General features: G+C 55.8%; 13 protein-coding genes and 1 tRNA gene. 9 read left to right on the top strand and 5 right to left on the bottom strand.

Annotation, left to right across the window (positions count from 1 at the left end; translation table 11 throughout):
* Window positions 1-96: 96 nt before the first annotated feature.
* A complete protein-coding gene (locus ACR0KX_RS17385; RefSeq protein ID WP_170624428.1) occupies window positions 97-1,917 on the bottom strand; it encodes an ABC transporter transmembrane domain-containing protein in 1,821 nt (606 codons plus the stop codon).
* Between the two features lie 131 nt (window positions 1,918-2,048).
* A tRNA-Gly gene (locus ACR0KX_RS17390) sits at window positions 2,049-2,122 on the bottom strand.
* A gap of 106 nt (window positions 2,123-2,228) precedes the next feature.
* Between ACR0KX_RS17390 and ACR0KX_RS17395 the strand changes: the two genes are divergently transcribed.
* On the top strand, window positions 2,229-2,999 hold the full coding sequence (locus ACR0KX_RS17395; protein ID WP_170624430.1) for a TIGR01458 family HAD-type hydrolase: 771 nt from the start codon (window positions 2,229-2,231) through the stop codon (window positions 2,997-2,999).
* Between the two features lie 390 nt (window positions 3,000-3,389).
* Here ACR0KX_RS17395 and ACR0KX_RS17400 read toward each other — a convergent pair whose 3' ends face one another.
* A complete protein-coding gene (locus ACR0KX_RS17400; RefSeq protein WP_170624431.1) occupies window positions 3,390-3,971 on the bottom strand; it encodes a TetR/AcrR family transcriptional regulator in 582 nt (193 codons plus the stop codon).
* Between the two features lie 124 nt (window positions 3,972-4,095).
* On the opposite strand from ACR0KX_RS17400, the gene ACR0KX_RS17405 reads away from it, so the two are divergent.
* The 8 genes from ACR0KX_RS17405 to ACR0KX_RS17440 all read left to right on the top strand — a co-directional run bounded on the left by ACR0KX_RS17405 (window position 4,096) and on the right by ACR0KX_RS17440 (window position 9,733).
* A complete protein-coding gene (locus ACR0KX_RS17405) occupies window positions 4,096-4,686 on the top strand; it encodes a YceI family protein (protein ID WP_170624433.1) in 591 nt (196 codons plus the stop codon).
* 64 nt (window positions 4,687-4,750) lie between these two features.
* On the top strand, window positions 4,751-5,290 hold the full coding sequence (locus ACR0KX_RS17410; RefSeq protein WP_170624435.1) for a luciferase domain-containing protein: 540 nt from the start codon (window positions 4,751-4,753) through the stop codon (window positions 5,288-5,290).
* A gap of 209 nt (window positions 5,291-5,499) precedes the next feature.
* Window positions 5,500-5,835 (top strand): hypothetical protein, encoded by a 336-nt coding sequence (locus ACR0KX_RS17415; RefSeq protein ID WP_170451089.1) that lies wholly within the window; start codon window positions 5,500-5,502, stop codon window positions 5,833-5,835.
* A 190-nt stretch (window positions 5,836-6,025) separates the two neighbouring features.
* Complete coding sequence (locus ACR0KX_RS17420; protein WP_480708636.1) at window positions 6,026-6,361, top strand: DUF411 domain-containing protein; 336 nt, start codon at window positions 6,026-6,028, stop codon at window positions 6,359-6,361.
* Window positions 6,361-6,825 (top strand): c-type cytochrome, encoded by a 465-nt coding sequence (locus ACR0KX_RS17425; protein ID WP_480708637.1) that lies wholly within the window; start codon window positions 6,361-6,363, stop codon window positions 6,823-6,825. Before ACR0KX_RS17420 ends, ACR0KX_RS17425 begins: the two co-directional genes overlap by 1 nt.
* A 12-nt stretch (window positions 6,826-6,837) precedes the next feature.
* The gene (locus ACR0KX_RS17430) at window positions 6,838-7,182 is read left to right on the top strand and encodes a copper resistance CopC family protein (protein WP_480708638.1); all 345 of its coding nucleotides are present in this window, start codon (window positions 6,838-6,840) and stop codon (window positions 7,180-7,182) included.
* Window positions 7,179-8,057, top strand: a complete 879-nt coding sequence (locus ACR0KX_RS17435; RefSeq protein WP_170624441.1) for a CopD family protein — start codon at window positions 7,179-7,181, stop codon at window positions 8,055-8,057. Before ACR0KX_RS17430 ends, ACR0KX_RS17435 begins: the two co-directional genes overlap by 4 nt.
* Window positions 8,058-8,680: 623 nt before the next feature.
* Window positions 8,681-9,733 carry a TRAP transporter substrate-binding protein gene (locus ACR0KX_RS17440; protein ID WP_170624443.1) on the top strand — a complete coding sequence of 351 codons (1,053 nt, stop codon included), beginning with the start codon at window positions 8,681-8,683 and terminating at the stop codon, window positions 9,731-9,733.
* Between the two features lie 249 nt (window positions 9,734-9,982).
* On the opposite strand, the gene ACR0KX_RS17445 is transcribed toward ACR0KX_RS17440, so the two are convergent.
* Window positions 9,983-10,465 carry a hypothetical protein gene (locus ACR0KX_RS17445; RefSeq protein ID WP_170521909.1) on the bottom strand — a complete coding sequence of 161 codons (483 nt, stop codon included), beginning with the start codon at window positions 10,463-10,465 and terminating at the stop codon, window positions 9,983-9,985.
* A 287-nt stretch (window positions 10,466-10,752) separates the two neighbouring features.
* Window positions 10,753-14,028 carry an efflux RND transporter permease subunit gene (locus ACR0KX_RS17450; RefSeq protein WP_480708639.1) on the bottom strand — a complete coding sequence of 1,092 codons (3,276 nt, stop codon included), beginning with the start codon at window positions 14,026-14,028 and terminating at the stop codon, window positions 10,753-10,755.
* Window positions 14,029-14,036: the final 8 nt, after the last annotated feature.

Consider the following 14,036-nt stretch of genomic DNA (forward strand, 5'->3'; position numbering starts at 1 on the left):
ATCACAACCTTGCCGACGCAAGCAAGCGCTTAGCGACGAAAATGCTCAAAATGTAGAATGACGCTGCGGCGGAACCGGGAATTTCGGTACGTCACTTCATTCCGCAGCGACCCCGTCGGTGAATTGCAGCCGCGCCAGACGGGCATACAGGCCATCCTGTGCCACCAGATCGTCATGGGTGCCCTGCGCAACGATACGCCCGGCCTCCAACACAACAATCCGGTCTGCCTTTTTCACGGTTGCCAGACGGTGCGCCACGATCAGCGTCGTGCGCCCCGCCCGCATCTGGTCCACAGCACCTTGCACCGCGCGTTCGCTTTCCGCATCCAGGGCCGAGGTCGCCTCGTCCAGCAGCAGAACCGGCGCGTCGCGCAGGATGGCGCGGGCGATGGCGATGCGCTGTTTCTGACCGCCCGACAGCATCACGCCGCGCTCGCCTACAAAACTGTCATAGCCTTCGGGCAAAGCCGCAATGAACTCATGCGCGGCAGCGGCCCGCGCGGCAGCCTCGACCTCGGCATCCGAGGCGTCCAGACGGCCGAACCGAATGTTTTCGCGCGCCGAGGCGGCAAAGATCACCGGATCCTGCGGCACCAGCGCCATATGCGTCCGAAACTCTGCCCGATCCAGATCCTGCAGGTCAGAGCCATCAATCAGAACACGCCCGGCATTCGGATCGTAGAACCGTTGGATCAGCTGGATCACGGTAGTCTTGCCCGCGCCCGAGGGGCCCACGAACGCAACCGTTTCACCCGGCCTCACCTGCAAGGACAGATTGTCCAGCGCAACCACGTCCGGCCTTGCGGGATAGCGGAAGCTTACGTCCTCAAACCGGATCTCACCGCGAACCGGCAAAGGCAGCGATTTGGGTTGTCCCGGGTCGGTCACTGTGTCTTCGGCATGCAGCAACTCGACCAGACGCTCGGTCGCGCCAGCGGCGCGCTGCAGTTCGCTCCAGATTTCGGACAGGGCGGCGACCGAGCCTGCCATGATGATCGAGTAAATCACGAACTGGATCAGAACGCCTTCGGTCATGACCCCGTTTCGCACGTCATTGGCCCCCATCCACAGCACCCCGACGATGCCCGAGAAGACCAGAAAGATGACGATGACGGTCAGAACCGCGCGGGTCTGAATGCGCCGCAGTGAGACGACATAGGATGTCTCGGTCATCTGATCGAACTGCGCGCGGCTGGCCTGTTCGTGGGTGAAGGCCTGAACTGTCTGGACCGCGCCCAAGGCCTCACCCGCATTGCCCGAGGACGCGGCGATCCAGTCCTGATTCTCGCGGCTGATTGCCCGTAAGCGGCGGCCCAGAACCAGGATTGGAACAATGACCACCGGGATCAGCAACAGAACCAGCCCGGTCAGCTTGGCCGAGGTCAAAAGCATCAGCACCAGACCACCGACAAACATCAGCAAATTGCGCAGGGCAATCGAGACGGACGAGCCCAGCACCGACTGAATCAGAGTCGTGTCGGTGGTGATCCGGCTGAGCACTTCGCCAGTCATGATGCGTTCGTAAAACTCGGGGCTCATGCCGATGACGCGGTCAAAGACGGCCATACGAATGTCGGCCACCACCCTTTCACCCAGGCGTGTGACCAGCGCGTAGCGGATACCTGTTCCAACTGCCAGAATGCCCGCAATAACCAGTGCCGCCAGAAAATACCAATCCAGCAGTTCGCCATCCTGAATGCGGAAATTGTCCACCACGCGGCGCACCGCCAAAGGCAGGGTCAGCGTCATGCTCGCCGTCAGAATCAAGGCCAGAGTCGCACCGAGCATCAACAGCTTGTAAGGCCGCATAAACGGCCAGAGCGCCCGCAGCACGCCGATTTTCTTGGAGGTCGCGCGTTCCTCGCTGGCCCCGGGTGCCGGTGCGGTCGGTTGACTGGTTTCAGTCCGTCTTGCCATGTGGGGCCCTTGTTTCCTGAACATTGCTGGGTCCATGCTTCTTGGCGGCAGCGGCATCCGGGGTCAAGCAGGACCCAGTTGATTGCTGGTCCGACAGGGCCATTTGACGCAGAAATTTAAGGGGAAACAACTGGAGCGGGTAGACGGAATCGAACCGACATAGCCTGCTTGGAAGGCAGGGGCTTTACCATTAAGCTATACCCGCTCAAGGTTTCGCCTTCCTATGTGATGGCCAAGTGGGCGTCAAGGGTGAACTATCAGCGGGTCAATTTGACCTCAATAAAAGCTGTTTTGGATTGCGCGAGGCTGGTATGGCGCGCGGCGTTTTGCTCGATATCGCTGGAGTTCTGTATCAGGGTGACCAACCGCTGCCGAGTGCTGCCGAAGCGGTCTCGAGCCTGCGAAACGCGGGTCTACCGATCCGGTTCCTAACGAACTCAACCCGCCGACCAAAGCGTGCGATTTTGGACAAGCTTCGCGGGTTTGGAATAGACGCATCATCAGGCGAGGTCATGACACCGGCGGCCGCCGCATGTTCCTGGCTTGAAAAGAACGGATACGCGCCGCATCTGCTAATCCATCCAGATTTGGAGGAAGACTTTGCGACCTGCCGGAGGTCAGGTCCTTGCGCGGTCATAGTTGGAGATGCCGGTCCCTACTTCACCTATGAAAGGCTGAACGCTGCCTTTCATCTGATCAAAGATGGCGCGCCTTTTCTTGCTTTAGCGTCCAACAGGATCTTTCGTGATGCAGATGGCGAACTCAGCATGGATGCGGGCGCATTTGCTCGGGCGCTCGAGTATTCGAGCGGGACAAAGGCACTTCTGTTCGGCAAACCCGCACCTGCCTTTTTCCACGCCGCCGCCAACAGTATGAAACGAGACCCTGCGGAGGTCACAATGGTCGGCGATGATGCCGAAAACGATATCGCGGGCGCTTTGAAAGCAGGATTGGGAGCCGCCATTCTTCTCCGAACGGGAAAGTATCAAGCTGGAGATGAGGCGCAACATCAGCCGCGACCGTCATCAACAGAAGACTCCATACTCTCCGCTGCTAGGCAGATTTTAGACAGAACCGTTTAACCGACGACAAGAAGATCATTTTGCAGCAACGATACCGCATTCAGAAAGTGCGCAGGCATCATAGTTCGGCATCCATATTCATTGCAATCGCCGTTGAATCTTCCAATGCTGCGGCGATGCGAATGAGTCATAGAACACTGCAAACAGGGCCGCAATTTGGCCACCAAGCTGCCGTTCGCTGCGCTACCAGCACTGTGTCTCACGACCGGCAGCTATGTGCAGAAAGCGGACTTTGCAATCTTCGGCGGACAATCATGGCAAACGTTTGCCAAGACCATTTGGAGCAGCCGCTATTAGGAACTGGCTGAACATGCCATTGATCATGATTTGATGCTCTGCCGTATTCTCGCGTCCGTTGCTGGTCGCTTTGATTGCAAAGTCAGGCAATGGTCACTGTCCCGAATTGGTTTTCGCGATACTGCAAAGCAGATCGACATGTCTGTCCAACCATTCTTCGTCCAGTGCCTCGTAACGTATGAGCTTGCGGAAGTAGGGTGCAGCGATTGCTAGTTCTATGAGCTGGTCAACCGGTGCATCCGCGGCTATCTCACCGCGGTCTATTGCGGCTGCAAATACTGCTTCAACACTTGCGAACCTGTCTTTCATGAATTCAGTGATTACCAACCGCGCTTCTGCATCGGTGGACGCAGCAGCGACCACCTGAGGCGCGATTTGGCCCCACGGTGTGTCATTTAAGGCTCCCATCAGTACACCGAGTAACCAGCGCAGGTCAGATCGTAGCGGGCCATCGGTTTTGGGCGGTATGTTTGGCGGTGTTGCGATGCGCCGGAATGCTGCATCACGCAGACTGCGCGCATCTGGCCAGTGCCTGTAAAGTGTACTGCGCGAAATGCCAGTTGCCTTCGAAACTGCGCCATGAGTTACGTGCAGCACGCCCTCATCCATCAGTATCCTTTGCGCCGCATCAAGCGCGGCCTGCCGTGTGGCGATCAGCCTAGGATCTTCTTTCAATCACCCCTCCTATAGAACATCTTGTTGCACAGTAGAACATTTTGTTCTAAAAGTACTGCCAGCCAAAAACTAAAGCTCAATACTCAATTCCGCGAACACGTCTTGTCAAAATGGGAGCGTATCAATGTTCAAAGTGGCAGCAACCCCGCTAGCGGTACTCTTATCGATGGTCGCGACAACCGCATTGTCCGAGAGTGGTACGTACGAGCTGGACCCCGGGCACAGCCAGGTACTGTTCAGCTACGACCACATCGGATTCTCAGAAACGTTTGGAATGTTCTCAGGGTTTAGCGGTGAGATTGAGTTCAATGAAGATGATCCGTCTGCGTCATCTGTCACAGTGTCTATGCCTATAAAATCCATGATCACGGGCTGGGATGCCCGTTTGCAACACTTCATGTCCGATGACTTTTTTAGCGCGAGTGACGATGACGTGGTCACTTTCGCCTCAACCAGCATTGAAGTGACCGGGGACAATTCCGCGAATATTTCTGGCGACCTGACCATGAATGGCGTCACCAAACCTGTTGTTCTGGAAACAACGCTTAACAAATCAGCGCCATACCCTTTTGGCGAAAAGGAGGGCACGCCGACCTTGGGGCTGGCAGCCACGGCGACTATCGTGCGGTCTGAATTCGGACTTGGGGCGTTTGCACCTGCGGTGAGCGACGAAATAGCAGTCTTGATCAATGTCGAAGCGTTAAAGGCTGAATGATGTGTGCAAGGGAACTGATATGGCACCGAGCGCTCATTCTTAACTTTTGACCGGCTGACAACAAATGAATGTGTTCCTGAAACTACTGGCGGCTGCCGCGACAGCGGTGGCATTGATGTGCCCGATGGTATCCGCACAAGAGCGCTCCTTGCCGGAGCGCACCTCGCCCAGTCCCGAAACGACAAGCGGCGTACCCCATACACAGATTGGTGTCGAAATTGATGCCGATTTGGCCAAGCTATTGCTGGAGCGTGTTGCGCAATTCCCGGGGGTCACACTTGGCCCAACACGCATATCATTACCTGGCGCGATTGGCTTTCAGCTTGATCCTGACATGTTGATGTCTCAACCGAACTCTATCGTCGGTGGGTTTGAGTTTGCGCATATGCATCCTGATGGCAGCTTGCACGCTTCGCTGCACCCCGCAATGGCCCGACGGGCAATTGAGGCTGGCTGGGCCGTAGGACACCCTTGGGCCAATCAACGTCCCGGATGGAGTGGCTTTGTCATGATCTATACTCCGACCACACCAGAAGAGTTGGATGTCGTCATCGGCCTGGTCGAAAGTTCGTACACCTTCATCACCGGAAACACCTTAGGCTAAACGCCTCTCTGCTGACCTTGCCGTTGCTGACTAATACGCAGATCAGTCAAAATTCAGTTGTACCGGACTTTCAGGTGATCCATGTTCCGCTGTTCCGGACGGACATGATCCAGAGATGTGGCGCACCCATAATGGGTGCAACTAGGATCGTTTGCGTCGACCCATCCTCGTAACTTGTCAAAACCACGTGCCCCCAGTAGGTATTTGGTATGTTTCGCCTGGTCCTGTCGATACTTCTTGTTGTTGCATTCTCTGGCGCATCCGCAGCGTCCGTGAAGCATGGCTTGACCCATGGATCGGATCATTCTGGTCATCATGCTCAAATGGCGGACGACGATCCGTTGGCTAATGCCGAGAAAGCTGTTGCGGATTGTTGCGACACCACCAGCGGCATGGGTTCAACATCCTGTTTTGGTGATCTCGTCGCCACGGCGGGGATTTCGCCTATTGCTCCATTGGTGATCTCAGTGGGTGGTGTGACGCACGCTGGAGCCGATTTTTCGGGCCTCGCACTGGGTGTTCCCACCGGTCCTCCGAAAGCCTGAATGGCAACGGGCGCTCGCCCGCATTCCGTTCAAATTTCACATCAAAGGACCGACAGACATGATCACACGTCGTCAATTCACCACAATGTCTGCAACTGCTCTCATCGCGACAGCTCTTCCCGTCCGTGCAGGCACCCCAATGCACGTGCTCAGTTCACCAGGTTGCGGATGTTGTCACGCGTGGGCCGACTTGGCTCGCGCACGTGGCAACGCCGTAACCGTTGAGGAACTGACCGACCCCGAGGCACAGAAGTCAGCGCGGGGTATCCCGCTGAACCTCGCATCCTGTCACACCATTGAAGCCGATGGTTATGTCTTTGAAGGCCATGTGCCGTTCGAAGCACTGGAAGCCGTGTTGAAGGATCGGCCTGACATTACAGGGCTTGCCGTTCCTGGCATGCCAATGGGCTCCCCTGGTATGGGCGACGATCCGTCCGCCCGTTACGACGTCATTGCATTTGGGGGAGAGGCTGGAGCCGGTACGGTATACTACCGCGCTGGCAACGCACAGCCGTTCCACACCTGATGCTAGGGCGCACAACACTCTTGGTCACCGGTGGGCTTGCGCTCGCCGGTTTCGCCCTAGCTTTCGTTCTGGCCCAGCCCTCTAAGGCCGTCGGTCTATTGAGGCCGGATGACGCCGAACTGGTCGCAACTGGCCAAGATATCTACGCGGACCAATGTGCTGCCTGCCACGGAGCACGCCTGGAAGGACAGCCAAACTGGCAGACACGCGACGAGGATGGTTTGCTACCAGCACCGCCGCATGACGCCACAGGGCATACGTGGCACCACGATGATGAAACGCTCTTCACCTTGACCAAATTTGGCCTGGCCGGACTGATGGAAAATGCGTCCCCAACCGGTATGCCGGTCTATGAAAGTGTGCTCGGCGATGACGAAATCCTAGCGGTTCTTTCTTTTATCAAGTCAACCTGGCCCAATGACCTTCGTGAGTACCACGACGAGCTGAATGCCCAATCCGAATAGAGGAAAACTCAGATGATCAAACAAACTCTTCTCGGCTTGGTCGTAGCAATGGCTCCAATACTTGCGGCAGCGCATTCCAAGTCCGAAGATACGACGCCGGCAGACGGCGCGACTGTCACTGACGTGCCAGAGCTTTCCATGCGGTTCGATGATCCGATGCGCATCATCTCGGTCACGCTGACCTCACCCGATGGCGACGTCGAAATTGAACGCGAAACGGGTATGGACCCCAACACGGAATTCCGGGCTATGCCTTTGGAGGAGCTTGCTCCCGGAAGCTACCGCTTCGACTGGCGAGGTATGGCTTCAGACGGTCACCCGATGCAGGGCAGCTTTTTTTTCACGGTCGCTGAGTGATCGGACTGGCCCCTATAGATGGTGTCGTCGTCTTGGCCATTTTGGCGAAGGCACTTGGCTACGGTGCGGCGCTGTTGGCGATGGGTAGCGTCCTATTCACGGTCCTCTTTGCCAAGCGCGCCGAGGCATCTGTTTTGCGCCTTGCACGTCAACTCGCGGTCGGTGCGGCGCTTCTCGGTCTCGCCGTGCTCGCTCTACGTTTCGGCATCAGAGCGGCGCGGATATCCGGGATGGGCTTTGATGGCGCGACGGACCCAATAATGCTTGGCTTTGTTTGGGACAGTCCGCTTGGCACCGCCGCGATTTGGCGAGCGGTGGGTGAATTCGCGATATTGGCAATCCTACTCCCCCGTGCCGGGCAATGGATTGCTTTGGCGGGCAGCCTTGCCATAGCGATTTCCTTTGCTCAGGTGGGACACTCGCTCGGACAGCCCAGGGCGGCTCTCGCAATCTTGCTGGTTTTGCATCTACTGGCTGCCGCGTTTTGGGTCGGTGCTCTCCTGCCTTTGCGCAAAGCGGCGCTCACTCCTAATGGGGCCGATCTATTGCGCCACTTTGGCAATGTCGCTGCTTATGGAGTTGCCGTCCTGATTGTTGCGGGTGCAGCGCTCGCGTGGCTGCTTTCGGGCACTGTGGCCGACTTGTTCGGAACGGCCTATGGATTGGTACTTTTGGCCAAGGTCGTGATCGTTTCTGCCCTTCTTGGCCTCGCGGCGCTGAACAAGCTGAGATTTGTTCCGGCTCTCAGGGCCAAAGAACCTAGTGCCACGACTTCACTCAGGCGGTCGATTTCAATGGAGATGTTGGCCGTTGTCCTTATCCTGTTTGCAACGGCGACGCTGACCAGTGTGACGACACCTCCTATCAACTTCTGACGGCTTATAGTTTGATGCCGGAACTGCAAAGCCTTGCTACGAAGGTCCGCTTAGCGCTGCCATCAGCCAATCACGTGTACCGCAGGGAATGACTATTTAGAGCCCAAAACGGAAGTCTCTAATTTACGCCACACGCGCTCGCAGCGAACATTTTCTGCGTGCGCATTACCTTGAAGATTGCGATACAGCGAGAAGAGCGGCTATTCGAGATGGGCGCAAAGAAATTTCATCAGGCAATTTACAGGTAGCGGACAAAGCTGCAGATTGATCTTGAACGAGTACGTGTAAGTTCACGGATAATGGAGGCATCTTTGATCCACATTTCGAAAGCACCCGGCACATCGACAAAAAGTCGCGGAGCAACCTGATCGAGTGCGATTATGCAGCTATGAAGCGACTGCCTGGGTGTCGTCAGAGCTTTCAATCTTTAGAATCTGCAAAAGCGAAACTGAGCCGGATCGAGATGGTAAGAACAATCAAACGAGGTCAGATTCAGGACAGAAATCCGGGCATCCGTGGCGAGATCTAGTTCACCAGCCAGCTCTTCGAAATAGCATGATCCAATGCGCCGTATCGACAATCGCGCAACCTAAAACACTGACGCAACAGCCTCGGAGGACAAAATGATAAAGATGATCAAACTGGCCCTAGCTGCGTTACTCTTTATGGCCATGAGTGGGCCGAGCCTTGCGCAGGATGTCACAATCACCGTGCAATCGGCTTTTCCGACCAGCCTTCCGGTCGTCAATACGATCCGGCAGTTCGAAGCAGACGTCGAGGCAGCCTCCGGCGGGACTATCCAGATCGAGCTGGCGGAACCTGGCGCAATTGTCCCACCGTTCGACATTCAACAGGCGGTCTCTGACGGCGAGATCGAAGCGGGCTATACCGCTGCGGCCTACCTTCATGGGTCCTTGCCTGTTGCGTCGTTTTTCACGTCGATGCCGTTTGGGCCGCAGGCGCTCGATTATATGGCTTGGTTCTACGAAGGCGGTGGGCTCGAGCTCAATCAGCGCATGTATGACGATGCGGGCTTTGACCTAGTGACAATGCCAGTAACCTTCACCGGCATGGAATCGGGCGGCTGGTTCAACACACCCATCGAAGGGACCAACGATTTTGCCGGGCTCAAACTGCGTTGGACCGGGCTGGCCTCAGAAGTGCTGGCAAGCCTGGGCGCGGATACCGTGCTGATCGCAGGCGGAGAGATCTTTCCATCGTTTGAAAGTGGCACCATCGACGGGACCGAGTTCAGCTTTCCCCAGGTGGATCTTGCTCTGAATTTTCCGGACGTGGCTTCTTTCTACTATTTCCCCGGCTGGCACCAACCCTCGACGATGATTGAGTTGGTCATCAACCGCGACGTTTGGGACGGCCTGACGGACAGCCAGCGCACGATCATCGACATGGCGGCCAGAACCAACGCGATGCGTTCGGTCCTGCAGATGGAATTCTCACAGGCCGCCGCCGTCGCGCAAATGGCAGAACAGGGCGTGGACGTCCGCCTTTACAGCCCAGAGACCCTGGACAGCCTCCGAGTTGCCTGGGATGCGCTTGTCTCCGAGATGGCTGCGGCTGATCCTTTTGTGGCCGAGGTCTGGGACAGTTTACAGGCCGCACGAACGCAAGAAGACGCCTGGGACGCTTTGACCGAAACACCTATGCAGCGCCCATGATCGGTCGTCCCAGCGTGATCTTTGGGCCATAGCGCCTGGGGCCGAGACGTGCCTTGCACAACATGGGCCGGGCCTCAAAGGGCTCAGAGCAGCCCAATGCACCCCCAGCGTTTACCTGACAGGCCAGATCTTGAGCAATCATAGTTAAGGCACATTGACCGTCTTGTGCTGATGTCTGCCTTGCCGGCGACGTGAGTCAAAATCCCAGACTTTACTCAATAGTCTCATCCGTCAGGGCAAAAGGTCTTATCAGCAATAAGGCCAGCATAAGAGATCCTGTATGAAGTTATCATCTATCACCATGACCAGGTTATTCAGCTCGGAGAATCTGGATCCCTCTAGAATGTTAACTTCATAGCTGACCCAGTCACCATCCGCTTTGGGCTGTTTGATTTCGGCGATTAGGACAATCTGCTTTCCGTCAATACTACCTGTAATCGCTGCATTAGGTGGATCCGACTCAAAGCTGTCCTGCCCCTTGCTCCACGCGTCTAACAAGTCAGCGCGACTGATTTGCCCCGCACTACGGTAGGGCCGATCCGCAAAAATGGGGACATCGGAACTTACTCCGTGTAAAGTCATAGTGTCGTCCGTTAGCGTGGCGCGATCAGCGGTTTCAATAAAAAGATAACTCTCGGCTTCTGATGCATTGTTGGTGGCTTGTGCGATTGCAGAGACTGCGAGAGCACTCAATATAGTTGCTGCTCCGAAAAGCTTGGCCGAAACTCTCATAGTTACCTCCAGAGTTGGGATGGTCGTTATGTATGAAGTTGAATCTAGATGCCGGCTCGCACAGTTGGCGCCAGATACGTGAAGTGGAAACGTGGCGCTGTTCAGCTTTCTTCTCGCCCCAATTTTCCTGGCAAGAATACAACTAATCAAGAATACGCTTTTTCCTTTTGGGATCCATGAACCTGGGAAACAAAACGACACGGATGGCTTACTGGTTACCAATTTAAGGCGCATGGCTCACGTGCCAGACGTCTCAAGTTTGGTGGCTTGCAATTCCACAGATCGATCTAGTGGTAGCAATGCACCGCACTCACGTGGCGCAGCGAATTTGCCGGAACAAACTCACATACTTGCGCGCCAATGCGAACTATCACGATGGCAGCTATCGCTCGCACTACCAAGCTTTGCTTTGCGGCAAGCCACCTAAGGGAAGAGGAAGTAATTTGACGTTGTTTGGTAGAGTGAATCAGAAATTCTCTCAGCGTCTGGAACGCCGCGTAAAGGACCGGGATCATTATAAGACCCAAGGTACTATCGACAATCATGCCAAAGAGTACAGGATAGCCAATAGATACACGTGCCGCAGCTCCAGCGCCGCTGGACAATACCAGAGGCAATACACCGACGATGAAGCACAGACCCGTCATGGTGACTGGACGGAACCGGATTTCTGCCGCTTTCTGGGCGGCTTCACGGATGCTTGCTCCGGACAACCTTTCTTGATTTGCGAATTCAACGACCATGATGGCTTTCTTGGCTGCCAGTCCGATTAGCAACACCATTCCAATCTGTGCAAAAATATTGCTGGTGAGAAACGGGAAATAGGCAATGGGTATGAGCGCACCCAGCAACGCAAATATGGCTGAAGTGACAATCGACAGCGGCAGTATCCAGCTCTCATACAAAACCACAAGAAACAGGTAAGCCAAAACCAGGGCCGACAGCATGATAAAGGGTACCATGCCCTGTGACTTGACCTCTTGCTGGGTCACACCCGACCATTCGATCCGAAAGCCGTCTGGCAGCGTTTTGTCGGCAATCTCTTGCATCGCGTTGATGCCCGCACCCGAACTAACACCGTCTGTCAACTGCGCACTGACAGAGGCTGCGGTGAATAGGTTGTAACGCGGGATCGCATCCGGTGCGAGAACCGGTTCGCTGCTCACGAAATTGCGCAAAGGCAGAGACTCTCCCGCGCTGTTTTTGACGTAGATATTGTCCACATCATCCAGCGTTTGCCGAAACCGCGCGTCGGCCGAGATGACGACCCAATAGACCCGTTCCGACAGAATGAAATTATCCACGAAGAAGGTGCTGAGATTGGCCTGCAATGCGGTGAAGATGTCCGAAACGCTTACGCCCAGCGTTTCAGCGCGATCCCGATCCACGGACAATCGGTATTGCGGGGTCTGACCGGAAAAGCTGCCATGGGCGCGAACGAATTCTGGCGCGGCGTTCAGGGCTGTGACGAAGGCATTCATGACGGAGTCAAGCTGCGCGCCATCGCCCTTTTCAAGATCCAAAAGCTCGACCGAGATACCACCCGTCGATCCAAGCCCGTGGATGGTTGGGAAGGGAAACACATAGCTTTCGGCCTCGGGCAGAGTGGCCAGTTTATGGTCCAGATCCTGCATAATCGCATCCCAATGCAACTCCGGGCTGGCGCGTTCGTCCCACGGCTTGAGAGTGATGATGGCCATTCCGGCACTGGAGCGGACGCCCGTCAGCATGCTGGCGCCGGACACTGTTGTCACGGTGTCCACGCCGGGCGCTTTTTCGATCACCTCGCCGGCTTTGGCCATAAAGGCCTGGGTTCGCTGTAGGGAAGCACCATCTGGCAGCGCCATGGCGGCCAGCAAAACACCGTTGTCCTCTTGCGGGATCAAACCGGTAGGAACGGTTTTGAAGAGGTAAATGGTAGCCCCGACAGAAGCGGCAAAGACAAGCAGCGAGAACGCGATGTACCTCAACATCAGCGAGACAAGCCGCATGTATTGCCGCCTGATCCAAAACACCGCCGCAGGCACAAACTGCAAGGGGCCAATTGGTTTCACTCCTGCTTTCAGTACCATGGCACAAAGCACTGGGGCCAGGGTCAGTGCGTTCACGGCAGACAGCACAAAAGCGAAGATGATCGTCGCGGCGAACTGGTAATAGATCGTTCCCGTCACTCCGGGAAAGAAACACACCGGAACAAATACGGCCGCCAACACAAAAGTGGTCGCGATGATCGGGCGATTGACCTGTGACATCGCCTTGAGCGTGGCGTCGCGCGGCTCAAGCCCCTCATCGGTCATGATCCGTTCGGCGTTTTCAATGATGATAATGGCGTCATCGACCACCAAAGTGATGGCTAGAACCAAAGCAAACAGCGTGATCATGTTTGCGCTGAACCCAATCGCATAGATCAGCGCGACTGCTCCCAGCAAAGAAACCGGGATTGCAATCGCGGGAACGACTGTCGCTCGGAAACTGGCCAGAAAGAAAAACGTGACTGCGATCACCAAGCCTGCTGTCAGCGCCAGAGTTTTCAGAATGTCTTCGATCGAAACACGCACAGCATCTGTTACGTCATAGGTGATCTCATATGAGACACCTTCGGGAAATTTCTTCGAAAGCTCACCCATCAGGTTGTGGATGTCATCCGAAATCTCTAGCGCGTTGGCCGTGCTTTCCTGATGCACCGCAATCGCCGCCGTATCCTTGCCGTTCAGTTGCGAGGACCCGGCATAGGTGGCTGAACCAAGCTCAATCCGTGCCACATCCTCCAGTCGGGTGACCGATCCATCGTCGCCCGTTGAAATGATGATCCGGCCGAACTCTTCAGCGTCCCGCAGTAGACCCTCGGCGCGTAGCTTGAACTGAAAATCTGTGCGGGCATCGCCAAATGGCGGGGCTCCGACTTGTCCGGCGGCTGCTACAACATTTTGGCTTTCAATCGCATCGGCAATCTCTGACGCGGTGATATTCAGCGCGGCCATACGAACCGGGTTGATCCAGACCCGCATACTGTATTCCAACCGGCCGAATTGCGAGACCCCACCCACCCCTTGCAGGCGCTGCAGTGGATCATGCAGGAAATCGGCCGCGTAATTGCTGAGGTACAACTCATCTCGTGACCCGTCAGGAGATGTGAGGTTGATCACCAGGATCATATTTCCGGATTGTTTGGTAACCTCGATCCCCTGCTGTTGCACAATGGATGGCAACTCGGCACTGGCAAGGGCGATGCGGTTTTGCACCTCGACTGCCGCAACATTGGGGTCTGTTCCCAAGTCGAAAGAAACGCTCAGGTCATAGCTGCCGTCATTCGAGCTTTTGGACTGCATGTACAGCATGCCGTCGATCCCGTTCACGCGCTCCTCAATGGGCGTGGCCACGGATTCCTGAATGACTTGCGCATCCGCGCCCGGGTATGTCGCCGTCACATATATCTGCGGCGGTGTAATGTTCGGATATTCCGAGATTGGCATGAGTCGGACACAGACCGCCCCGAAAAGAACCATCAAAATCGCGACGACGGCAGCGAAATGCGGGCGATTGATGAAGTAGTGAGAGATCAAGCCAAGAC

Source organism: Ruegeria sp. BG5 (genome assembly GCF_056538425.1).

What these genes read in the sequence shown, in the direction of transcription:
- ACR0KX_RS17395 (WP_170624430.1), top strand. Translation starts at nt 2,229, where the DNA reads ATGGCGCGCGGCGTTTTGCTCGATATCGCTGGAGTTCTGTATCAGGGT.
- ACR0KX_RS17410 (WP_170624435.1), top strand. Translation starts at nt 4,751, where the DNA reads ATGAATGTGTTCCTGAAACTACTGGCGGCTGCCGCGACAGCGGTGGCA.
- ACR0KX_RS17385 (WP_170624428.1), bottom strand. Translation starts at nt 1,917, where the DNA reads ATGGCAAGACGGACTGAAACCAGTCAACCGACCGCACCGGCACCCGGG.
- ACR0KX_RS17405 (WP_170624433.1), top strand. Translation starts at nt 4,096, where the DNA reads ATGTTCAAAGTGGCAGCAACCCCGCTAGCGGTACTCTTATCGATGGTC.
- ACR0KX_RS17415 (WP_170451089.1), top strand. Translation starts at nt 5,500, where the DNA reads ATGTTTCGCCTGGTCCTGTCGATACTTCTTGTTGTTGCATTCTCTGGC.
- ACR0KX_RS17430 (WP_480708638.1), top strand. Translation starts at nt 6,838, where the DNA reads ATGATCAAACAAACTCTTCTCGGCTTGGTCGTAGCAATGGCTCCAATA.
- ACR0KX_RS17440 (WP_170624443.1), top strand. Translation starts at nt 8,681, where the DNA reads ATGATAAAGATGATCAAACTGGCCCTAGCTGCGTTACTCTTTATGGCC.
- ACR0KX_RS17445 (WP_170521909.1), bottom strand. Translation starts at nt 10,465, where the DNA reads ATGAGAGTTTCGGCCAAGCTTTTCGGAGCAGCAACTATATTGAGTGCT.
- ACR0KX_RS17425 (WP_480708637.1), top strand. Translation starts at nt 6,361, where the DNA reads ATGCTAGGGCGCACAACACTCTTGGTCACCGGTGGGCTTGCGCTCGCC.